The sequence below is a fragment of the Streptomyces sp. NPDC002054 genome (assembly GCF_040296685.1).
Lineage (GTDB): Bacteria > Actinomycetota > Actinomycetes > Streptomycetales > Streptomycetaceae > Streptomyces.
In genome coordinates this window covers 96,035-117,968 of the sequence record NZ_JBEOXT010000020.1, presented here as the reverse complement: position 1 = coordinate 117,968, position 21,934 = coordinate 96,035, and the positions used below count along the sequence as shown (strand labels likewise).

Below are 21,934 nucleotides of genomic sequence, written 5' to 3'. Positions count from 1 at the left end.
GCGCCCTCCTCACGGCAGCCTGGGCACGGCCAGCACCCGGCCCGGCCGCAGGTCCCGTGGATCGGTGATGCCGTTGGCGCGCGCCAGTTCCCGCCAGGCGTCGGGCCGCCGGTACAGGGCGCTGGAGATGGAGCTGAGCGTGTCGCCGCGGCGCACCACATAGCTCTTCTCCACCGTGGGCGAGGAGCGCGGTGTCTCGGCGACCTGGAGTGCGGCCGGGCGGAACTCCTTGAGCGAGAGGTCCAGCATGGCCCGCAGCGGCACACCGTCGGGCCGGAACAGCTGGTAGTTGACGTCCAGCTTCTCCACGACACCGGTGAAGACCTCTTCGTCCCACACGAACCGCACGACCGGCGGCGCGTGTTCGCGGCCGTCGGGCCGCAGCAGGTTGCGCAGGGCGTTGACGTACGCCTTCCGTACGTTCTCCAGGGTGTCCGAGGTGTCGACGAGCGCCTGGACGGTGAGGGTCTCGGTGCCGCCGCGCACGTACTGCAGCGGCGGGGTCTCCAGGCCCGGGATGGTGATCTCGGCGAAGGTGTTCGACTTGCTCAGCTTGTAGTCGGTGGGGTTGAACCGCAGCGGGATCCGTCGCTGCCTCTCGTCGGCGATGACCGGGCGGACGATCTCCAGGCGGGCCTGAGCGGCGCCCTGCCGGGCGAAGGAGACGGGCGTCACGCTCACGATCAACCCTCCCCGTCGCCGAAGCGGCGCTCGGCCTCGGTGTGCTTGGCACGGGCGCACACGTCCTCGTACAGCTTCGACCAGGCCTGGATGTGCTGGTTGAACAGGCGGGTGAACACGGCACCGTCGTCGCCGTCCACCTGGAGCCGTACCTCCAGATGGTGAATGGTCACCTTCGGCACGTCGGTCACCTCCCTTGGTTCGGTCGCGGCAAGGCGCTCGCCGCGTTGTCCTGAAGGACTTTGGTCAGTCCCTCGTGGGCGATCTCCAGCGACTCGACGGCGATCGCGTTCTGCTCGGCGTGCAGGTCCGGGCCGGTCCACTTGGCGGCCAGCCCGCCGTGGAAGGCCCACGCCGCGCCGGGTGCCCCATCCGGGCCGAGCACGATCACCGCGCCGTCGCGTCGGGCGCCCAGCGAGTCGGCGAGCCCGGCCTGGTACCAGGCCCACAGGCCCGGTCCGCGCACCACGCCGGCCTTGAGGGTGATCCGGCTCCACGAGTGGCGCACCGGCAACTGGTGCACCGAGTCGTTGCGACCGCCCTCCGGATAACCGGTCACCTCCAGCTGCGCTCCGAGACCGGCGACTTCCTGGAACGCGCCGGATGCGACCAGCGGCAGCAGCAACGCCTGCGCGGATGGCAGATACGCGTCGCCGGGGTCAAGAGTGACCAGGAATCGGTACTTCGGCAGCGGATCCTGGTTCATGCCTCGATCACCTCCAGGCCTCGGTCCTGGCCGAGTACGAGACGCAGCCGGATGAACTCCATCGGGACGGCCGGGGCGACCTCGATCTCGCACACGAGCTGCCCCGGATCCTGCTCGGGCGGGTTGTTGGTGTCGTCGCACACCACCCGGAACGCCTGCTCGGCCCGCGCCCCGGCGAGCGCCCCGGCCCGGAAGGCGGAAAGCAGCACCGAGGTGATCGCCCTCACCAACGTCAGCCGCAGTTCTGATGAGTTGACGTCGAACACCAGCGGAGCCGCGACCCTCCGGATGGCTCGCACCAGGAGGTGCACCAGGCGGCGGTGCGCGATGTGGCGGGTGCGGGGTTCGGCGGAGAGGGTGCGCCCGCCCCACACGATCAGCCCCCGCCCGCGGGTGCACCGCACCAGGTCGACACCCGCCTCGAAGAGCCGCGCCTGCTGCGGTTCGGGGAACTCGTCCGCCAGGTCGACCGCCTCCAGGATCACGGCGTTGGCCGGCGTGTGGTGCGCTCCACGCTCGCCGTCGAGGCGGGCGATGACGCCCAGGACGTGCCCGGAGGCGGGGACGGTGCGCAGCCCGTGCCCGTCCGGGGTGCGCAGCGCCGGGTGGTAGACGGCAGCGCAGCCGAGGAGCCGGCTGTCGCCCGTCGCCGCGAGCGACCCCACCCAGTCGACCGCCTCGTCCGCCGAGGCCAGCCGGGGCGGCACGTCCAGGACGGCCAGCCGGTCGTGCGACGCATCGACGCTCCGCAGCAGTTCGAGCACCACGGCCGTGTGCGCGCTGCCTGCCAGGTCGGTGCCGAGGTCGGGCATCGCCACCAGCGCCGGTTCCGGGAGTTCGGCCTGAACGGCCACGGCGTCCTCGTACTCGCCGCGGGTGGGCACGGAGTCGGTGCCGCCCGCGAGCGTCAGGTTCCACGACAGCGAGATCGGGCCTGGCCGCCCGGGCGGCGGCGGGGGCCCGTCCGGGACCAGCCGGATGAGGCGGGACTCGGTCAGCCGCTCGACCAGCTCGGCGAGCGGCAGGCCGGGGAACGACTCGGGAACCTCGCCGGGCACGGTGACCTGAACGCTCACGGTGGGTGGCCCGGCGACCGTGCTGGCCTGGTAACGGATCGCGATGTGCCCGCCGTTGGCCCAGGTGCCCGGGCTGGTGGCGACCACCTGGTAGCGCGCCCGGGGAAATCCGCTGGTGTCTCCGACCGTCCACCGGGCCCGGGCGGTGGCGGCCGGCCCGGATACGCGGAGCACCCAGGCCGTGCGGCCGCCGTTCTCGAAGAAGCCCCGCAGGGCGTACGGGGTGGCGAAGGCGCCGTCCAGGGTGTCCCCCCTGCTCGAAGAGCTCGGGGGAGGCCCGAAGGCGCCCACGACGTCGTTCCAGCTCTCCACCCGCACCGGGGCACCGACCGGGCCCCGGCGGAGCCGGCCGAGGAACGCCGCCACGTCCGTGCGCAGCGGCTCCGCCTCGGAGCCGCGCGGTGCGAACGTCAGGGACACGCCGGGAAGCGCTTCACTGGTCATGTCAGGCGTCGATCTCCAGCTTCTCGACCGCGAGGACGAGGGTCTCCATGGCGATCTCGTTCTTGGTGGCGCTCAAGGTCGGGCCGGTGTACTTGGTCGGCCAGCCGCGGTCGAAGTTCCAGCGCATGGCCTCCTGGCGGTTCTCGTCGAGGAGCACGATCGAACCGGAGGTGCGCCGTACCTTGCCGTTGAGCGCCTCGACCACCCAGTTCCAGAAGCCGACATGGCCGGTGACGCCGCGCTTGAAGGTGAGGTTGGTGTACTTCTTGAGCCCCGGGATCTTGCGGACGGTGATGTCCTCACTCCCGTTGCGGTACTCGATCGGCGGGATCTCCAGCTCAAGGCCGCTGACCTCGGTGAAGGACCCGCTCACCGCGACACCGTCGTCGCTGACGTTGGTCACGATGATCTGGAAGTTATAGGACGCGTACGGATCGTCCCTGGTCACGGGCGGCATGGCGGCCCCTCCTCAGGCTCGGTGTTCCTCGGTGGTCCTCGGTGGTCCTTGGGGTTGCCCGGTCGGGTGCTCAGGCGAGCTGGGTCTCTCGGGTCTTCTGCTGGATCCGGAAGATCACGAACTCCGCGGGGAAGACCGGCGCGACGCCGATGACGCAGATGAGGCGGCCGTTGGCCAGGTCGTCCTCGGTCATCGTGGTGCGGTCGCAGGCCACGAAGAACGCCTCGTCGGCTGTCGTGCCGGCGAGCGCGCCGCTGCGCCAGACCGTGGTGAGGAAGTTGGTGACCGTCTGACGGACCAGGGCCCACAGCGACTCGTCGTTGGGCTCGAAGACCACCCACTGGGTGCCCTCGTCGATCGACTCTTCCAGGTAGAGGAAGAGCCTCCGGACATTGACGTACTTCCACGAGCTGTCCGAGGACAGCGTGCGCGCGCCCCACACCCGGTGGCCGAGGCCGGGGAAGAACCGCAGCGCGTTGATCCCCTTGGGGTTCAGCAGGTCTTGATGACGCTTGGTGATGTCCTGGGCGAACCCGTCGGTCTTCCGGATGCCCCGGACGACCACGTTGGCGGGTGCCTTGTGCACGCCCCGCTCCGCGTCCACCCGGGCGTAGATCCCGGCCATGTGGCCCGACGGCGGCACCTCGACATCGCGGTTGGTGGACGGGTCGCGGGTGACCAGCCACGGGTAGTACAGCGCCGCGTACTTGGTGTCGAACGGCTCGCGGAACGCCTGGATCCCCTCGATGTCGAGGCCGTCGCGGGGGTCGAGGATCGCGAACCGGTCCTTGAGCAGCTCGCAGTGGGTGATCAGGCTCGACTCGACCGTGCCCGACCACATGCCGGGCACCGCGCAGACGGCGACCTCGTCGATGTCCTCCAACGCGACGATGCCGGTGCGCCGCCCGCTGCCGCCGTCGGTGCCGACGAAGTCGGCCACGCTCAGGGACTCGTACGCGTCATCGCCGTCCGCCAGCGTCAGCCAGGAGCTGCTCGCCGGCACCGGGAACTTCGTGGGGTCGGTGGACAGTCCCGGCAACGCGGTGGCCCGTACCAGCTGCGACCGGTCGGCCAGGGCGGTCACCAGGTTCGACGGGGTGTCGCCGGAGAGCCGAAGACCCGGGAAGGTCTCCGTGACCGTGGTGCCGCCGGAGCCGGTGAACCGGGTGCTGACCTCGGCCTCGATCAGGTGGATCCGGTCGGTCTCGAAGAACGTCCCCGGTACGTCGCGGTCGAAGGTGACGGCGTCGCCGGCGACCGTCTCAACGTTGACGGCGGTCAGCGTGGTGCCGTCGTCGAGTTGGACGACCGCTCCCCCGTACAGCCTGCTCGCGCCGCCGACCCGGAGGGTCCGCCCCGCCGCGATGTTGCCCCGGCGCACCCGGCGCACCGTGAGTCCGGCCTCCCACTGCGGGTGGGTGGTGCCTGCCGGGAAGGTCAGGGTGACCTTCCCGTCCGCGGGCTGACTCGCCTGGACCTTGAACCGGCCGGAGCCGATCTGGGCCCAGACATCGGCCGGCAGTTCGTCGGGGTCGAGCCCGGACACCGCGGCCACCTCGACCGTCTCGCTGTCGGCGGCCGCGTCCGCGAGGAGCCGCGTGATGAACAGCGGGCCCTCCTGCGGGTCGGGCAGCACCGGCAGCGCGGCGCCGACCATCGGCTGGACCCGGACCTGGACACCGCCGCCCCACGCGCCGGGGCTGACGGCGGACAGCCGCAGCGTCTGCTCGGCGCCGCGCGCCCCGACCTGGACGTAGTCGCCCCGGGCGGTCCTGACCTCGGCGGGCAGGGCGCCGGCCAGCGTCACGCGACGCGTGGTCATGTCGTAGCCGGAGACCGCGGCAGTGTGGATGGCCTGCTGGTCGTCACCGCGGAAGATCTGGATCTGCTGTCCCACGCCGCTGAAGCCGATCAGGTGGCCCAGTTGCAGGGTGGTCGCGCCGCGCGCCGCGTCCGCGGTGATCCGGCTCACCAGACCCTGGCCGAGGACGCCCGAGGCGGGCTTCGCCTGTGCGCTGGCGACCCGCTTGATGTAGAGACGCTGGCCGCCGTTGTCGAAGAAGCCCTTGACTGCCAGCGGGAACAGCCACCAACGGCCGCCTTCGGAGTGGTTGTTCGCCCACGCGTCCCGCACGGACGCTTCCGGCTCGGGCAGGAAGCCGCCGAACGTGTTCTGGAACTCCAGGAAGTTCGTGACCAGTTTGGGCTTGCCGGTGTACGGACCGCGCGCGGTGACCCCGACCATCCCGGCGGTGCTGGTGCTCACCCCCGCGATCGGCCGCGGCCCCGCGTCGATCTCCTCGACATAGACCCCGGGGCTGAGATATTCGGCCATGAATGGGCTCCTCACTGCTCACGGATCTCGATGACGTGCTGACGCTCTGCGTCCTGGGGCAAGTGCACGAACAGCGACCCGGTCCGGCCCGGCCGCTCGGTGGCCTTCAGTCGGAATGTCTCCTCGACCGCGTGCTCGGCGGCCTTCTCCCCCTCCCACCGCAGGGAGAGCCGGAAGGCCCCCCGGGCGTCGGAGAGAGTGCGTTCGTGCCACGGTGTCCGGTCCTGGCTCGTCAGCCCCCCGGCCTCGATGAGCGCGTTCGCCACAGGCGCCCCGGTGGCGGCGTCGAGCACGACACCGTGGACCGTGCGCGTACCGGGCGGGTAGGGAAAAGCGACCCCCGGCAGCAGCCGGACCAGCCTCGGGGAGGCCAGGGCGGTGGGCGGGTGGGTGTCGTCGTACGGGTGGACCAGGAACTCGACGCCGACCAGGTCGGCCGAGAACGGCAGACCGTCGGCCGGGTACAGCGGCTGGTAGCCGACCGCTGCGAAACGGGCCCGGTGGCGCTCCGGCCGGGCCGCCCACGGCTCTGCCCGCCTGCCGAGTCCGGGAAAGGCGATGGACCCGCTGGGGGTGAGCACCGCCCTGTCGTCCGACGGCAGCCAGCCCCCGCTCGCCTCGTCGAACCGATCCAGGCGGACCTCCACGCCCGCGGCGCGCACCCGCCGTGCGTAGTCGTCGAACGGCACCAGCCAGACGGAGCTGTAGAGCGTCGACCGGGCCAGGGGCAGGAAGGCGCTCATGGCGTCGCCGTCCCCTCGATGGTCCGGCTCCGCACCGGCCGCACCGCCGTCTGCACGGCCGAGTCCAGGTTGACGACGCGGACCTCGTAGTTCAGCGAGAGCCGGTACGGCTTCTGGATCGCGTACCAGACCCAGGACTTCTGATCGAGGGTCAGCGGCGTCAAGGTGAGGTGCAGCGAATCGGTGCTGCCCGCCAGGCCGCCGGACAATCGTGCGCCATCCAGGATCGCGTCGTCGTAGAAGGTCTGCATAGCGCGCCCGAGCATCCGGTGCTGGGTCGCCTGGTCGCCGCCCCAGGGAGTGATCAGATACCGCAGCAGCAGGGCCATCGGCGGCTTGCGGGTGGTCAGGGGCTCGGGCGGCTGGGAGCGCACCGGAGGCCGGTTGCGCGACGTGGGATCCTCGGCGATCTCGTAGAGGAACACGGTGAGTTTGGGGGGCGGTGTCTGCACCGTCTCGGAGAGGTCGTTCAGTTCCGCAATCGGCGGTTCCACCTGGCTCAACCCGCGCAGGGCCTGCGTCAGAGTGCTCACGATGATCGACGAGACATCGGCGATCACACCGAAGTCACCCATTCCAAGCCCCTCCCCCGAACCGGCGCGTGCCGTCCACGTATGCCGAGAGCATGCAGACCCCCCTGTGATCCGTCCGCGACTCACCCGTCACATCGGCGTCACGGGTGCGTCCTCGCCTCGCGCCACGACGTCACGGGACACGGATTGACGACGCCGGGGTGACACCCGTCCGGGACACTTGCTCTCTCATGGAGACCCCCTCAACGCGGTCCGGCGTCCTCGTGCTCCGAGTGTGGCTGGAAGGCGGCAGGTCGGACGGCTTCCGCGCGCGCATCATCGCGACCGTCGACGGAGAGCAGAAACCCCCCGCGGCGGCGAGCAGGACGGTCGACGTCCTCCAGGCGGTGCGGACGTGGCTCGACGACCTGCTGGAACGGGACGGGTGACGTTTCGGTGACGTTCCATTGATTCCCCATCAACGCCCGTCGCGCTATTGGTCGATCCTGCAGACATAACTTGCGCGTAACATGGCTTCGGCAATTCACGATCCGAAATAAGATCACCCAGCCGACATCGGTACCGGGGGCGTCGATGAACGGACAAACACATCTCATTACTTTGAGGCTGCTGAAGGGCTTCACACTCGCGGTTGGCCACACGCGCCTTCCGGTTTCCTCTAGCACACAACGACTCCTCGCGTTCCTGGCTTTACAGGATGTGCCGCGATCCCGCACATATGTGGCGGGGGTCCTCTGGCCGGACGTCACAGCGTCACGCGCCAACGCGAACCTGAGGTCGGCCCTGTGGCGGGCGACCCGCCTGGGCCATCCCGTCATCGACGCGTCCACGCGCGAACTGGCCCTCTCCAGGAACATAGCCGTAGATCTGCACGACGCTGTTGCACACGCACACCGGCTCCTCGACAGCGCGCGCCCGTGCGACGACATCCTCACCATGCAGACGCTGGCGAACTTGTCGGCGGACCTCCTTCCGGAATGGCCGGAAAATGACTGGATGCTGATCGAGCAGGAGCAATACCATCAGCTGCGACTTTATGCCTTGGAAGCAATGACCGAGCGGCTGACACTAGCGCGTCGCTATGGTGAAGCCGTTGCCGCCGGACTCGCGGCCGTACGCACCGAGCCGTTGCGGGAAAGTGCCCATCGCGTGCTCGTGAAGGCACATTTGGCGGCCGGCAATAGGGCTGCGGCATTGTGCCAATACGAACAATGCCGCCGCATCCTGCGGGAAGAATTGGGACTGGAGCCCTCCTCCTCGCTGGGAGACCTCGTGCCACTGCGCGCCGAGCACAGCGGGCGGTCGCGGCTTCAGTCCACCCGCACCTAGAGCGGATGCGGACGCGGCAGCGACTGCCCCCAGCGCCTGTCCACCCACCCCGCGCCGCGCGGACAGATCGATGCACATCCAACCCCACTCCCGACCAGGAGCGCCATGACCACCTACCACGCTGCCGTCCTTCACCCCGACCGGTCCGTCACCTACTGCGGCGAGGTGAGCCAGGCGCACGTCGACGAGGCGCGCGCCATCGCCGCCGTCGAGACGACGCCCTGCTCGGCCGTCGAACACCCGCGCCGCCCCGGCTCGGTCTTCGTGCTGCGCGAAGACGGTGACCTGGACTTGTACGAGCCGGTGGACGCCAAGCCCTTCGTCATCCGCGACCCGGACACGGAGCCTCGTACCGGCGTCGGCGCACTCACCACCGACGAACCGGCCGTCGCCGACGTGCTGGCGAGCGGCGCTGGCGGCACCATATGGATCCCCGGCGTGATCCGGCTCGGCGACGGCGTCATCGGCGGGGCGATGGACACCCCCGGCAATCCGCCCCGGGTCGTCCACCACACCACCGAGTCCCCGGCCGGCGGCAGGTACCTGGAATCCATCGGGTCGTACCTGCTGAACGTGGCCGCCGAGCCGCAGCTCATCTACTGCCCGGTGACCGACCGAGTCGGCCAGTTCGGACCGCTGGACAAGAGCGGCCGGGCCCTGCGCAACGACGGCGCCCGGCGGACGAACCGCGAGGGCAGGGTCTGCATCCAGATCGAGGTCCTCGGCCGGGCCCATCAGCCCTGGACCACCGGCTGGGATCCGGCGCAGAAGCCGGGCTGGCAGAAGATCCTGGCCGCGGCCCGCTCCTGGGGCGTGCCGGACGAGTTCCCGGCCGGACCGCCGGCGCCTTACCCGGGGCCGGACAAGCCCCGCTCGCGGTCCGTCTGGCAGTCCAGGGGCGGCTACTTCGGGCACGTCGATGTCCCGGGCAACGACCACGGCGATCCGGGGGCGATCGACACCGCCAAGGTCCTGCACAAAGGCCACACCACCGATCCGAAGCCGACCAAGCCCAAGGTCAGCGTCGCCCATCTGGTCGCTGCCGCGAAGAAGGACGGGCCGGCCCCGGACGGACACACCACCTACCCGACCGAGGTCCGCATCGTCGAGAGCGCCCTTGTCGCCGAGGGTCTCCTCGAACGCCGGTACGCCGACGGTTCCTTCGGCACCAAGACGGTGTCCGCGTACGCAGCCTGGCAGCGCAGCAAGGCCGGCGGCTCCTACGTCGGCAACGCCGCCGACGGCATCCCCGGCATCGCCTCGCTGCGGCGTCTGGGCGCTCGGCACGGCTTCACCGCAACCGCCTGAGCAGGGTCTGGGACCGGCACGACGGCTGATGCTCCGTTTCCAGTCCCCGCCACGCCATGCCCCTGAAACAGCGAGAAGGCCACACGGCCGCCGACCGCTCGCGTGCGCGGGCAGCCAGCGGCCTGCGCGGTTACGGCGCCATCTCGCACGCCCTGGACAGCTCTTCGGCACGCTCCCGGTCAGGCAGGCCCGCTCCAGGATCAGCTGGCCGTGGACAACGAGCACAAGCAGCTGCCCGTCGGCGAGGAGGAGGTCGAGGTCGCGGCTCCGCTCCTCGCCGAAGACCGGGGAGACGGCGTACCCGCGGCGTTCGGTGGGAACCAGGCCGGCGGCCACCGCGGAAGCCGCCCCGAGGAACACGCCGTGGACGGTTCCGGTGAACGCCCGGGCTGCCAGAAGCATCCCGAAGGCGGTGGCCGCGAGCACGTTGCCGGCGATGCACGCGGCCAAGACCAGGCAGAGCAGTCGGCGTAGGCCCAGCCTGACGGTCGGCGCCGTCAGGACCGGGCCGCCGAAGGCGATGCCGAGCGCATGCGCGGTGACCAGCAGTCACGCTGTGCTGGGCAGCGGCGGGGGCGGTCAGCTCGTCGCGCGCCACGGCATCGCCCAGCTCGACCTGTGGGGCATCCACCTCGCCCGTACCCGCATGCTGAGCCCCAGCAGCACGACGAACAGCGCCCAGACCGGCAGCCCGGGGATCGCCTGCAGGGCCGTACCCGCACCGAAGAGCAGGCTGAGGACCGTCATCGCGGCGCGGGGCGGCAGCCGGTCCGCCCCGGACAGCACCGTGGCGGCCCCGACCATCTGGGCGAGTGCGGGGCCGAACATGGCAAGGGAGGACAGCAGCGCCGAGCCCGTCTGCCTGAACACCAGGATGCCCAGGGCCAGTCCGCTCATCGTCTGTGCCGCGGTCTGCCCGGCGGACGCGAGGAAGAGCGGGGTGAATTCCCTGGTGCGGAACGGTTCGCCATACGTACGCATGGCGGCGAGTCTCTCCGACGTGATCGACTGATCGTTAGACTTTCGCGGGCAGGCGAAACCAATGAGCTGGTGGCAGGTCGACGCGGACACCCTCGCCGGGGGTCGGTTCGTCACCTCTCCGCTGGCCGAGGCCCTCGCCCCCCCCTGAAGACCTGCACCACGGCAGCGCAGCCCACGCCGGCGAGCGCCAGTGGCTCGACGACCACATCTGCGGCTACCGGGAACGCCTGCGTGGCGACCCGGTCACGGCCGCCCTGGTCGGGGCCGCGCTGGGCCGACGATGGAACGCGACGTTCCTAACCCCGACGCCCCTGGGCGGCGGCGGCCGTATGTTCGCCGAGGAGTTGGAGCAGGTACGCAGCACTCCGCCCGCCGCCGTCCTCGCCGACCTGGCGGAGTCGTCGAACGGCCCGCTGCCGCCGCTGCTGCGCCGCGACGACCTGGCCCAGCGGGCCGCGGACCTGCTGGATTGGGTGTGGACCCAAGCCCTCCGGCCCTCCTGGCCGCGCCGCAGGCGGATCATCGAGGCCGACATCGTCGCCCGCACCGCCCGGCTCGGCCTGCACGGCTGGGCCACCGCCCTGAACGAGATGCGCCCGGGCATGCGCTGGCTCGGGGACGACCGCCTGCAGATCACCGCCTGCGACAGCCCTCCGATGCAACTCTCCGGGGTGGAGCTGATGTTCGTCCCGGTCACCCTGAACCAGAGCTGGGTCTGCTGGGACGTCCCGCCAGTCGAAAGCCGGCCCTCGCGCCTCGCCCGCCGCTACGCGGTCGTTTACCCGTGCTCGGGGGTGCTCGTCGACGACGACCGCCGCCTGGCGCCGAAGGCCCTGGCTGCTCTGTTGGGCCCCGCCCGGGCCGAACTCCTCACCCTGCTCAACACCCCGAAGAGCACCACCCAGCTGGTAGCCCTCACCGGCCTGCCCTTGGGCTCGGTGGGCCGGCACCTGCGCATCCTGCGCAAGGCCCACCTGGCCCAGCGCCGACGCGCCGGCCGTTCAGTCCTCTACTACCGCACTGCGGCAGACCCGGTCCTCGTGGGAGCACAGCACTCCGGACCCGGCGGCCTCTGACGGCCGGCGTCCGGATCGGCCGTCTCCGAGGTCTCTGCGGCACTGGACGCGACGCAGGCAGGGCCGCCGGATCAGCCGCCGGGCCGGAGGTCAGTACCGAACGGAACGGGGTCCGGTCTCATGCTGAGCGTTTGCTGACCTGGGCCCGGCCATCACGGCTCTGACCTGCACAGGTGCCCAAATGTCAGACTTTGGACTTGAACATGGTGCGAAGCATGAAGAAACTCCCGGATTGTCTGCTCCCTGCCTGCTTCACGCAGGTCAAGGGCGGTCTCCGGAGCCTACAACGATTCGCGCCCATCAACGCGCCCTGAAGGGCGCATGGGTGCGCACCATGAGCTCCTGGCCTGGGTGTGTAGGTTGGCTGCCCGCCGCTGCCCCGCTCCGAGGCGCGAGCTCTCTCCCGCGCAGCTCCAGGAGGCCCCGTCATGCCCGCATTCCCCTCGTCCCCCGTCGGAGCCCGCCCCGGCGTGGCCCCGGAGACAGCAGCCGCTGTGTGGCAGGTGATCACCACCATGTACGGGGCCTACTCGGCCGGGGACCGCGCGCGGATCGATGCCTGTCTGGACCCGGAGGCGACCGTGTGGGATTCCGGGACTGCCGGGCTGCTCTTCGGGAAGCCGGACCTGGACCGGGTGCGCGAGGAACGCCCGCCCGCTGGTGAGGGGCCGGTGGAGACCGGGCTGGAGCCGTACGGGCAGGTCGTGGACGTCTTCGGTGACATCGCGGTGCTGCGTTTCTGGCTGCGGGTGGACTTCGCACCCGACCCGTCGGCCGGTGAGCTGCGCCCCGAGCTGGTTCGCAACACCGCGGTCCTGCGGCAGGGTGCCGACGCGGGGTGGCGCATCGTCCACCTGCACGAGGACGTGCAGCAGCCGGGCGGTGTTCCCGTCGGCGATCACTGAACCAGGCGCGGCGCACTGTGGCGGCCCGCCACCCGTGCGCCGCGCACAGCCTTCCCCGGAAGCCTCGGGCTAGCGTCCTCGGCGATCCCCTGAGAAAGCCGGGAGGCGCAATGACATACCGGGTGGCCATGGACATCGGTGGAACCTTCACCGATGTCGTCGCCTATGACGAACACAGCGGTACCTACTTCGCGGCCAAGGCTCCCACCACCCCGGGCGACCTGGCCGAGGGAGTCTTCGCCTCGCTGGGCCGGGCGGTGGACTCGCCCGGCGACATCTCCTTCTTCGTTCACGGCACCACGCAGGGCCTCAACGCCCTGCTGGAGCGCAAGGGCGCCCGCGTCCTGCTGCTCACGTCGGCCGGGATGCGGGATGTCTACCACATCGCCCGCGGCAACCGGGACCGGATGTTCGACCTGCACTACCGCAAGCCGGAGCCGCTGGTAGAGCGCCGCGACACGATGGAGGCGGGCGGCCGTTTCGACTGGCGCGGCATCGAGCTCGAACCCCTCGACGAGGACGCCGTACGGGCTGCCGCCCGACGCGCGAAGGACGAGGGCTTCGACGCGGTCGCCGTCTCGTTCCTCTTCTCGTACCTCAATCCGGACCACGAGCTGCTGGCCGGGAAGATCCTGGAGCAGGAGCTCGGCGAGGATGTCGTCGTGGTGCTGTCGCACCAGGTGGCGGGCGAGTGGCGCGAGTACGAGCGGACGTCCTCGGCCGTCCTGGAGGCGTACACGGGCCCTGTGGTGCGCCGCTATCTGGGCCGGATCGAGGGGCGGTTCGCGGAGCACGGCCTGACCGTCCCGGTCCAGGTGATGCAGTCCTCGGGCGGCATCGTGAACGCCGCCTATGCCCGCCGCCACCCCTTGCAGACCCTGCTGTCCGGGCCGGTCGGCGGCACCATGGGCGGCGCGGCGGCTGCGGGCCTGCTGGGTCGGCGCAACGCGATCTGCGTGGACATGGGCGGCACCTCCTTCGATGTGTCGCTGGTCCTCGACGGCCGCCCCGACGTCTCCAACGAGGGCTCGGCGGACGGCTTCCCGGTCCTGATGCCGCTGGTCAACCTGCAGACCATCGGCGCCGGCGGCGGCTCCCTCGCCTATGCCGAAGCCGGGGGCCTGCGCGTGGGCCCGGAGTCCGCCGGAGCCGTCCCCGGCCCGGCCTGCTACGGGCGCGGCGGTACCCAAGCCACCGTGACCGACGCCAACGCGGTGCTCGGACGCGTCGACCCGGACTGGTTCGCCGGCGGCCACATGACGCTCGACGTGGCCGCGGCCCAGCAGGCCGTCGCCGCTCTCGCCGGTGAGCTCGGTCTGGAGCCGGTGGACCTGGCGAGCGGGATCTGCGATGTCGCCAACGCCAAGATGGCCCAGGCGATCCGTACGCTCACCGTCGAACACGGCCTGGAGCCCGGCGAGTTCGTCCTGCTGGCGTTCGGCGGCGCGGGCCCGATGCACGCCGTGGAGATCGCCCGCGAACTCGGCATCGGCGAGGTCGTCGTGCCGCGCTTCCCCGGCGCGTTCTCCGCCTGGGGCATGCTCGGCACCGAGGTCCGCCGCGACCTCACCCGCCAGTTCTTCACCCTGGCTGCCGACCTGGACGGCGCAGCCATGGCCCGGGCGCTGGCCGGCCAGGAGGCCGAAGCCCTGGCCGAACTCGCCCAGCAAGGCGTCCCCGTGGAACGGCAGCGGGTCGAACACGTCGTCGACATGCGGTACGAGGGCCAGGACTACACCCTCGCCGTGCCGCTGCTCGCCGCCACCGAACCGGCCGGCGAGGACTTCCTCGCCACCGCCGCCGAGCGCTTCGCCACCCTCCACGAACGCCGCTACGGGCACGCCACACCCGAGGCGCCCGTCGAATTCGTCACCCTGCGCAGCACCGCGCTCGGCGCGCTGCCCGAGGCCTCACCCGTGCCGTACGCCGCCGACGAGACCGCCTCCGACACCGTCCGGCAGCGGCCGGTCGTATTCGGCGGCCGGTCGCACGACACCACCGTTCTGCGCCGCGAGCGGCTCGCACCCGGGCAGCGCATCGACGGTCCCGCGGTCATCGTGGAGGCCACTTCCACCACCGTCGTCCCCCCGGACTCGTCGGTCACCGTCGACGAGAACGGCTTCCTCGTCATCAAGGTTGGAGCCACGGCATGACCGACACCGGCAGCCGGGTCGTCGACCCGGTCACCACCGAGATCATCCGCTGCGCGCTGCTGCAGGCCGCGGAGGACATGAACACCACCCTCATCCGGTCCTCCTACACGCCCACCATCTACGAGGCGAAGGACTGCGCGGTCGCCCTCCTCGACCGGGACCACAACGTGCTCGGCCAGTCCTCGGGCCTGCCGATCTTCCTGGGCAACCTGGAGGTGTGCACCCGGGCCACCGAGGAGACGTACGGCGCGGACGTCTGGAAGCCCGGCGACGTATGGGTCCTCAACGACTCCTACATCGGCGGCACCCACCTCAACGACGTCACCGTCTACGCGCCGATCTTCACCGAGGACGCCGCCGGCGGTGAGCTGATCGGCTTCGCCGCGTCCCGTGCGCACTGGATCGACATGGGCTCCAAGGACCCCGGCGGTTCGATGGACTCCACCTCGATCTACCAGGAGGGCCTGCGGATGGGCCCGCTGAAGATCTATGAGGGCGGCGAACCCTGCGAGCAGGCGCACTCGTTGATCGCCCGCAATGTCCGCTTCCCGCAACCCACCCTCGGGGACATGCGCGCCCAGGTGGCCTGCGCCCGTACCGGCGCGAGGCGGTTCGCCGAGATCGTCCGCCGCTGGGGCCTGCAGACTGTCCTCGCCGCGCGGGACGCCATCTTCGCGCAGACCGAGCGGCTGGAGCGGGAGCAGATCGCCGCCATTCCCGACGGTGTCTACGAGGCGACCGGCTACCTGGACAACGACGGCATCGACCTGCGCACCCCGCTCCACGTCACCGTACGCGTCGAGATCGACGGCGACCGGATGACCATGGACGTCACCGACTGCGCCGACCAGGCCGGCGGGCCCGTCAACTGCGGTGCGGCGCAGACCGTCGCCGCCTGCCGGGTCGGCTACAAACTGCTGGTCAGCGGCGATGTCCCGCTCAACGGCGGTTCCTTCCGGCCGCTGAAGGTGGTCACCCGGCCGGGCACGATGCTCGCCGCCGTCGAGCCGGCGGCGTGCCAGTACTACTACTCCCACCTCGGGCTGGTCATCGACCTCGTGGTCAAGGCGCTGGCGCCCGCGGTGCCCGCGCGAGCCGCCGCCGCCAGCTACGGCGACTCGATGATCGTGCAGTTCACCGGGACAGACCCGCGCAACGGCAGGCTCTTCGTCTCTCAGGAGGCGACGGTCGGCGGCTGGGGCGCCTGGCAGACCGATGACGGCGAGTCCTGCCTGATCAACAACGTCAACGGCTCCCTGCGGGACATGCCCGTCGAGGTGCTGGAGACGCTGTTCCCCGTACGAGTCACCGAGTACTCGATCCGTACCGACTCCGGTGGGGCGGGCCGCACCCGCGGCGGCAACGGCGTGGTGCGCCAGTACACCTTCGAGGCCGACCAGAACCTGTCGCTGTGGTGGGAGCGTTCCGTGACCCCCGCGTGGGGTGTCTTCGGCGGCGGCACCGGCGCGGCACCCCGCGTCGTCCTCAACCCTGGCCCGGACGGCGAGCGCGAACTGCTCAAGGTGAACGCGCTGGCAGTGCGCCGGGGCGATGTGCTGCGCTGCGAGAGCGGCGGGGGCGGCGGTTTCGGTCCCGTCGCGGAGCGCCCCGCCGAGGCGGTACGGGAAGACCTCCGGCAGGGCCTGCTGAGCCGTGGGCGGGCAGCGTCCGCCTACGGCGTGGAGGCCTGACGCCCCACCGCTCCGACTCCACCCTGAACCGGGCCCGGTTGCCGAATCCCCCACGCGGCGACCGGGCCCTCCCCACGTGGGGCTGCGTTCATCGCCGCTTCCCCCTCAGGACTCGGCCAGCAGGACGCGGCAGGCCAGGTGCAGAGGGAGGCGCTGGGCGGGGTCCTCGGGGTCGAAGCCGAGCGAGCGGATGCGCTCCAGGCGCGCCGCGACCGTGTTCCGGTGGACACCGAGGATCTCCGCCGCCGCCGATGGGGCGGCGCCCTGGTCCAGGACGACCGCCAGCGTACGGAGCAGCGTCCCGTCCCGGTCCGCGGCGAGCAGTGGGCCCAGCACGACCTCGGCGGGCCGCCGCAGTGCCTTCGTGGGCAACGCGGACAGCAGTTGGGCGGGCCCCATACGGTCGGCGCGGACCACCGACCCGGGTACCGCGGCGACCGCCGCAGCGGCCCTGGCGTCGGCGAGCGCCACGCCCAGCGTGCCGGTGCCGCCGGCCGGGCCGGCCACTCCCCCGGCGAGCGGCAGCTGGTCACCGATCGCCCGGAGGGCCGTACGCAGCTGTGCCTCGCCCTGCCGCAGCCACACCTCCGGGTCCGGGGCCGGGCTGCCGACTGCCGCGGAACGCCATGACACCCAGCAGTCCTCGTACGCGATGAGCGGTCCGCCGATGCCGTACCTGGCCCAGAGCGCACGCAGCGCGGGTCCCGGTGCGGGCCCGGTGCCGGCCTCCGCGACGACGGCCGGTCGCAGGGCGAACGCGATCAGGGGCCCGGCCAGCGGCCAGCCGAGCGCCGCGGCCTCGGCCCGGACGTGGGCACGGGCCTGTTCGTCCTCGTCCTCGGCCACGTCCACGTCCTCGGAGGGATGCGTCAGCTGGTGCAGCAGCAACTCGCTGCGGCGGTCCAGCTGTTCCTCCGCGAGGCGGCGGGTGGCGGCCCATGCAGTCAGCGGGGGTACCGCCAGCCGCAGCACTGCTTCGACGGTCGACGCCCAACCCGCCTCCTTCGACCGGGAGTCGGCTACGAGAACCGCGAGCGGGTGTCCGTCGGGCCCCGGCACGTCCAGCCGCACCGGGTGCGCGGAGTCGAGTGCGGCCCGCCGCCCGGCCAGCATCCCGCCCACCGGATCGGTGAGGGCCAGGGATGTCGAGGGCAGCGCCGCGTGCAGCGCGGCCAGTACGCGCTCGACGTGCGGGCCGGCGGCGGCGAGGCGCTGAGCGGCGTCGGCCAGCAGCGCGGTCCGGCCGGCATCCGGCCGGGACACCGCGGAGGCGATCCGTACGGCCCCCTCCAGCGCGTCGCCGCCGATCAGCAGCAGAGGAACGCCGAGGCGGTCCGCGAGTGCGCCCGGCGGATGGACGACCGCCGCCGTCTCGGGTACGACCACGCAGGCAGCCGCCTGCTCCCAGGCCTTGCGCAGGGCCATCTCCACGATCCATCCCGACCGGGCGAGCGCCTCGGTGAGGACGACCGCAGTATGCGGACGCAGGTCGTCGAGCGCTTCACGCCGGTCCACGATGCGCACGTCCAGGACCTGGGTGTCGCGTCCCGTGCTGCCGAGTATGCGTACGCCGGGCAACGGGCCGTACTGCACCAGCTCCGCGACGGTCATGGGTGCGGGCAGGTCAGGACGTCTCACCACCGGGTCTCCTCGGGTCGTTCCGCGTCCGGAGGTTTCGCCTGCCGCGCATCCGGGTCCTGGTCCGGGTTCGGGCTCAGCAGGATGAGCCCACCAGCAGCCGCCAGTCGGCAGCCCTGCGGGGTGTGCCAGGCGGGTGCGGCGGGGATCACGACGATCTCCACCTCGATGCCGGGCATGGCACGTTCAACGTCCAGCACCCGCTGGTCGGCTGCCGACAGCATCAGGATCTGGTCCGGCGCAGCCGCGGCCGGCGCGCCGTCGGCGAGGACCAGCAGTACCTCGTTGTGTGCCTCCAGGCGGAACCGTCTGTGCAAGCCCTCGGTCTCGGAGACGACCACGCTGGTCGGCCGGGACGGCAGCGCCGTGCCCCCGGCGGTGTCCGGTTCCGGCGTCGCGGTGTGCTCCACGGCGGTGATCCGCCCGATGCCCAGTCGACGGGGCCGCGGCTGCCACAGCGCGAAGGGGTCACCGTGCGTCGGCCGCCCCGCCGCCAGGGCCCGGCTCACGGTGCCGGGAACCACGGCCGCCGTCAGTCGTTCGCCGTCCATGGCGTAGCAGGCGGCGACCGCCCAGCCTCCGGCCGCGAGGACCAGCGGCCGTACGAGCCCCTCCACGCGGCTGCCGGCCGCCTCCACAACGACCACGTCCCCGGCCGGCGTGGCCAGGGCGACCGGGGCGACATCGATCCCGGCGATGGTGAACGTGGTCTGTTCCAGCAGTGGGAGCACTCGTCCGCAGCCGTCCCCGTCCACCAACGGCAGCCCGCAGGACGCCGCTGTGACGACTGCGAGCAGGGCGTTCTCGGCCGCGGTGTTGAGCGGCACGACGGCGTCCGCCGCCCTGCCCAGGCGGCGCTCCAGTGCCCGGACCGCCCGGCGCGGCTCCTCGCCCGTGGGCAGCTGCTCGGCGAGCGCGGCCGAAGAGCCGAGCAGGCTGACCGTGACGCACATCTGCCCGGAGCCCAGGTCGCCGGGGCGGACCAGCGGCACCGGCCCGTACGCTGCGATGGCTGCCCGTGCCCAGTCGAGGCTCGCCCGGTACGAGGAATGCTCGGCGCCCGCTGCGAGCACCAGCGCCCCCTTGGCGAGCTCCTCCAGCCGTGCGGCGTCCAGCGCGGTCTCCTCCCCGGGCGTCATGTGCGGCGGCCCCGGGTCATGACGGGATTCCCGAGGGGGATCCGACGGCGCGGACGCGGAGGCGGTGAACGCCCTCGGGCAGGTAGGACACGGGGGTGTGGGCGGCGAACGCGACGCGGGCGGTGGCCGGGGCGGCACCGGCGGCGACGACCCGGGCCAGGGCCTGGTCACGGGCGAGCCCGAGCAGCCGGTCGAGTTCGGCACGGCCCCCGGCCACGGCGACCTGATCGACTTCGGCGACGATGTCCGAGCGGGCGGCTCCGTAGGCCGCGGCGGCGATGGCAGCCGCCGGATCCTGGGCTCGGACGGGCACCAGCCCGCAGTCGCCGCCCGCCGCGAGGAGCACGCCGCCGGGGGTCCGTCGCCGGACCCTGGCCACCAGGTCGGCGACCTGCTCGGCGCCGCTCCGGACGAGGTCGGCGCGGGGCAGTGCGTCGGTGCGGATCCGGGCCAGGTCCAGGTCGACGCCGCCGAGCCCGGGGCCGGCGTCGGAGCGTTCCACTTCGCCGTCGGTGACGCTCGCGCACCGGAATTCCGCGGCCCCGGCGTCGACGACCACGGCGCGGTCCGCCCCGGCCGCGAGCGCGGCGCCCCGCACGGCGCTCGCCGTGGTGGAGGCGATGGCGAGGACCGGGTAGTGGCGGAAGTAGGCGGCGGATACCAGTCCGCCGGTGTTGCGGGCCAGGTGCAGCGGCGCCCGGACACCACCGGCGCGCAGCGCGCGTTCAGCCGTATCGCTCGCGCGTGCCGCCCACGGCCGCAGGGCGGCGTTGAGGACGGCGGTGTTTTCGCGTTCCCGCAGCCCCGACCGCCCGAGCTCGTGCGACAAGGTGATCTCCGCGCCGGGCACGGCTTCGGCGATGACCTCGGCGGCGGCAAGCTCCGGGTCGGGGCGGGTCAGCGCGCCGGCCGCCGCGACCGAGAAGGCTGTGACGCCGTCGTCGGCGGCCCGCTGCGCGAAGTCCGCGACGGCTGCCCGGTCGAGCGGGGCCAGTTGCCGCCCGGTGAGCGCGGATCCGCCCGGGACGACCGCGTGGAGCGGCCCTACCTCGCGGGCGGCCTGCGCAGGCCAGCCCGCGAGCGGCCCGAGGGACGGATGGCTGGGCGGGGCGATCCGCAATGCGGCTACCGGTCGCAGCCGCGGCGGACGGCGCTCCAGGTCTGTGGTGAGGCCGACGGCGTCCACCTCACCGGTCCGATCCCCGGGCAGCGCGGCGAGCACCGCGCGCAGACTCTCACCGAGGCCGGGAACGCTGTCCACCACCGCGCGCGCCACCGTCTGACCGCCCGGCCCGACCAGCACGGCGACGGTGGTGACGCGTCCCACGTCCACTCCCAGCCTCACCCGCATGATCCTGCCACCATCTGCCCCTATATATCACTTATGCATCACTCCAGATCGCGGCCCTCGGTCTCCGGCAGCGGCACGGCCACGACCAGCGCCACCACCAGGAACGCGGTGATGAACAGCACGGTGGAGGAGAACCCGGTGGCACGCGCCAGCAGGTACCCGACGGCCGACGGTGCGACCGAAGTGGAGATCAGCTGAGCCGCGGTGGCCCAGGAGTATCCGGTGGCGCGCAGTGCGGTCGGGTAGAACTCGCCGTTCCAGGTGTTCCAGACACCCCACGCGCCGAGGCTGAAGAACGACAGGGCGAAGTTGGCGGCGTACAGCTGGGTGAGGCTGCCGGAGTAGGCGAACAGCACGCCGCTGACCGCGGCGGCGGCCACGTACGGCAGGAAGACCTTCTTGCGACCGAAGCGCCCGGTCAGGTAGGAGGCCGAGACGTAGCCGGGGATCATGAAGAGGGCGCTCAGTGCCACGAAGCCGAGGCTGCTGGACATGCTCAGCCCCTTCTCCATGAGCAGCGTGGGCAGCCAGGTCTGCAGGCCCCAGTAGCCCCAGTTGAAGGCGAAGTTCACGATCAGCATGAGCACGGTGATGCGCAGCAGTCGGCCGCGCAGCAGGGCGAGCGGGTTGCCGGCCCGCTCGGGCTCGACCACGGCGAAGCGGGTGCCTTCGGGGACCTCGGCGCCGAGCTTCAGGAGAACCGCCCGGGCTTCGGCGTGCCGGCCGCGGGCGGCCAGCCAGTATGGCGACTCGGGCACCCAGGCCCGGATCGCGAACACCCACAGGGCCGCCAGCGCGCTGGCCACGGCCACGACGTGCCAGCCCATTCCGGACAGCGCCTGGGTCGCTCCCACGGCGGCGAGCACGCCGATGGGCCAGCCGATCGACAGGTAGACGGCGGCCCTGCCGCGCAGCCCGACCGGGAGCAGCTCGAGGAAGTAGGGGAAGGTGACGGTGTAAATGCCGGCCAGGGCCATCCCCGAGAGCACTCGGGTGACCATCAACGTGGTGAAGTTCGGCGAGAAGGCACTGGCCAGCGCCACGGCACCGTACGAACCGAGGCTCCACAAGCACACGGCCCGGCGTCCGATGCGATCGGCGACCGGCCCCCAGACGAGCGCGCCGGGGATCATGCCGAGCGCCACGGCCGACAGCACCCACCCGATCTGTCCGGTGTCGAGGGCGAACGCGTCGCCGAGGTCGGCGGAGACGTAGACAAGAGCGAGCTGCTCCCACGACTCGATGACGAAAGCCATGAACAACGCGAGGGCGATCAGCGCGTGGGCCCTCCCGAACGGCATGCGTTCGAAGTAGGCACCCACGGGCTGCGGACCGCCGGCCCCGTCCGGGACTCCGGCGGTTCCGGACTGTACTGAGACTGCGCTCAT

At 71.8% G+C, this 21,934-nt stretch carries 19 protein-coding genes and 2 pseudogenes; 8 read left to right on the top strand and 13 right to left on the bottom strand.

Annotated elements, in window-relative coordinates; translation table 11 throughout:
• Window positions 1-9: 9 nt before the first annotated feature.
• The 8 genes from ABT123_RS20565 to ABT123_RS20530 all read right to left on the bottom strand — a co-directional run bounded on the left by ABT123_RS20565 (window position 10) and on the right by ABT123_RS20530 (window position 7,017).
• A complete protein-coding gene (locus ABT123_RS20565; RefSeq protein WP_351316453.1) occupies window positions 10-681 on the bottom strand; it encodes a CIS tube protein in 672 nt (223 codons plus the stop codon).
• A gap of 2 nt (window positions 682-683) precedes the next feature.
• Window positions 684-863 (bottom strand): putative phage tail protein, encoded by a 180-nt coding sequence (locus tag ABT123_RS20560; protein WP_351316450.1) that lies wholly within the window; start codon window positions 861-863, stop codon window positions 684-686.
• A 5-nt stretch (window positions 864-868) separates the two neighbouring features.
• Window positions 869-1,387 carry a phage tail protein gene (locus ABT123_RS20555; protein WP_351316447.1) on the bottom strand — a complete coding sequence of 173 codons (519 nt, stop codon included), beginning with the start codon at window positions 1,385-1,387 and terminating at the stop codon, window positions 869-871.
• Window positions 1,384-2,907 carry a phage tail sheath subtilisin-like domain-containing protein gene (locus ABT123_RS20550; RefSeq protein ID WP_351316444.1) on the bottom strand — a complete coding sequence of 508 codons (1,524 nt, stop codon included), beginning with the start codon at window positions 2,905-2,907 and terminating at the stop codon, window positions 1,384-1,386. The genes ABT123_RS20555 and ABT123_RS20550 overlap by 4 nt, the downstream gene beginning before the upstream one ends.
• A gap of 1 nt (window position 2,908) precedes the next feature.
• Complete coding sequence (locus tag ABT123_RS20545; RefSeq protein ID WP_351316441.1) at window positions 2,909-3,364, bottom strand: phage tail protein; 456 nt, start codon at window positions 3,362-3,364, stop codon at window positions 2,909-2,911.
• A gap of 70 nt (window positions 3,365-3,434) precedes the next feature.
• Window positions 3,435-5,699, bottom strand: coding sequence for a phage tail sheath C-terminal domain-containing protein (locus ABT123_RS20540; protein WP_351316438.1), 2,265 nt, complete (start codon window positions 5,697-5,699; stop codon window positions 3,435-3,437).
• A gap of 11 nt (window positions 5,700-5,710) precedes the next feature.
• Entirely contained in the window at window positions 5,711-6,442 is a 732-nt protein-coding gene (locus ABT123_RS20535) for a carboxypeptidase-like regulatory domain-containing protein (protein ID WP_351316435.1), read from the bottom strand.
• A complete protein-coding gene (locus ABT123_RS20530; RefSeq protein ID WP_351316432.1) occupies window positions 6,439-7,017 on the bottom strand; it encodes a Pvc16 family protein in 579 nt (192 codons plus the stop codon). Before ABT123_RS20530 ends, ABT123_RS20535 begins: the two co-directional genes overlap by 4 nt.
• A gap of 188 nt (window positions 7,018-7,205) precedes the next feature.
• Here ABT123_RS20530 and ABT123_RS20525 point away from each other — a divergent pair, with 188 nt between their 5' ends.
• The 4 genes from ABT123_RS20525 (at window position 7,206) to ABT123_RS20510 (ending at window position 10,086) form a co-directional block, all read left to right on the top strand.
• Window positions 7,206-7,403 carry a hypothetical protein gene (locus ABT123_RS20525; protein WP_351316429.1) on the top strand — a complete coding sequence of 66 codons (198 nt, stop codon included), beginning with the start codon at window positions 7,206-7,208 and terminating at the stop codon, window positions 7,401-7,403.
• A gap of 145 nt (window positions 7,404-7,548) precedes the next feature.
• The gene (locus ABT123_RS20520) at window positions 7,549-8,304 is read left to right on the top strand and encodes an AfsR/SARP family transcriptional regulator (RefSeq protein ID WP_351316426.1); all 756 of its coding nucleotides are present in this window, start codon (window positions 7,549-7,551) and stop codon (window positions 8,302-8,304) included.
• 105 nt (window positions 8,305-8,409) lie between these two features.
• A complete protein-coding gene (locus tag ABT123_RS20515) occupies window positions 8,410-9,612 on the top strand; it encodes a peptidoglycan-binding protein LysM (protein ID WP_351316423.1) in 1,203 nt (400 codons plus the stop codon).
• A 210-nt stretch (window positions 9,613-9,822) separates the two neighbouring features.
• Entirely contained in the window at window positions 9,823-10,086 is a 264-nt protein-coding gene (locus ABT123_RS20510; protein ID WP_351316420.1) for a hypothetical protein, read from the top strand.
• Window positions 10,087-10,269: 183 nt separating this feature from the next.
• On the opposite strand, the pseudogene ABT123_RS20505 reads toward ABT123_RS20510, so the two are convergent.
• Window positions 10,270-10,593: pseudogene (locus tag ABT123_RS20505) on the bottom strand (MFS transporter); the annotation flags it as partial.
• Between the two features lie 61 nt (window positions 10,594-10,654).
• Here ABT123_RS20505 and ABT123_RS20500 point away from each other — a divergent pair.
• From ABT123_RS20500 to ABT123_RS20485, 4 genes and pseudogenes are all read left to right on the top strand, one after another.
• A pseudogene (locus ABT123_RS20500) lies at window positions 10,655-11,669 on the top strand (winged helix-turn-helix domain-containing protein).
• 428 nt (window positions 11,670-12,097) lie between these two features.
• Window positions 12,098-12,574, top strand: coding sequence for a YybH family protein (locus tag ABT123_RS20495; protein ID WP_351316418.1), 477 nt, complete (start codon window positions 12,098-12,100; stop codon window positions 12,572-12,574).
• Between the two features lie 110 nt (window positions 12,575-12,684).
• Window positions 12,685-14,727, top strand: coding sequence for a hydantoinase/oxoprolinase family protein (locus tag ABT123_RS20490; RefSeq protein ID WP_351316415.1), 2,043 nt, complete (start codon window positions 12,685-12,687; stop codon window positions 14,725-14,727).
• Window positions 14,724-16,418, top strand: coding sequence for a hydantoinase B/oxoprolinase family protein (locus ABT123_RS20485; protein WP_351316412.1), 1,695 nt, complete (start codon window positions 14,724-14,726; stop codon window positions 16,416-16,418). The genes ABT123_RS20490 and ABT123_RS20485 overlap by 4 nt, the downstream gene beginning before the upstream one ends.
• A gap of 105 nt (window positions 16,419-16,523) precedes the next feature.
• Here ABT123_RS20485 and ABT123_RS20480 read toward each other — a convergent pair whose 3' ends face one another.
• The 4 genes from ABT123_RS20480 to ABT123_RS20465 are packed head-to-tail and all read right to left on the bottom strand — an operon-like array spanning window position 16,524 to window position 21,934.
• A complete protein-coding gene (locus ABT123_RS20480; protein ID WP_351316409.1) occupies window positions 16,524-18,056 on the bottom strand; it encodes a PucR family transcriptional regulator in 1,533 nt (510 codons plus the stop codon).
• On the bottom strand, window positions 18,053-19,195 hold the full coding sequence (locus ABT123_RS20475) for a DUF917 domain-containing protein (protein WP_351316406.1): 1,143 nt from the start codon (window positions 19,193-19,195) through the stop codon (window positions 18,053-18,055). Before ABT123_RS20475 ends, ABT123_RS20480 begins: the two co-directional genes overlap by 4 nt.
• A 16-nt stretch (window positions 19,196-19,211) precedes the next feature.
• Window positions 19,212-20,546: a hydantoinase/oxoprolinase family protein gene (locus tag ABT123_RS20470; protein WP_351316403.1), complete on the bottom strand. Its 1,335-nt coding sequence runs from the start codon at window positions 20,544-20,546 to the stop codon at window positions 19,212-19,214.
• A 38-nt stretch (window positions 20,547-20,584) separates the two neighbouring features.
• A complete protein-coding gene (locus ABT123_RS20465; RefSeq protein ID WP_351316400.1) occupies window positions 20,585-21,934 on the bottom strand; it encodes an MFS transporter in 1,350 nt (449 codons plus the stop codon).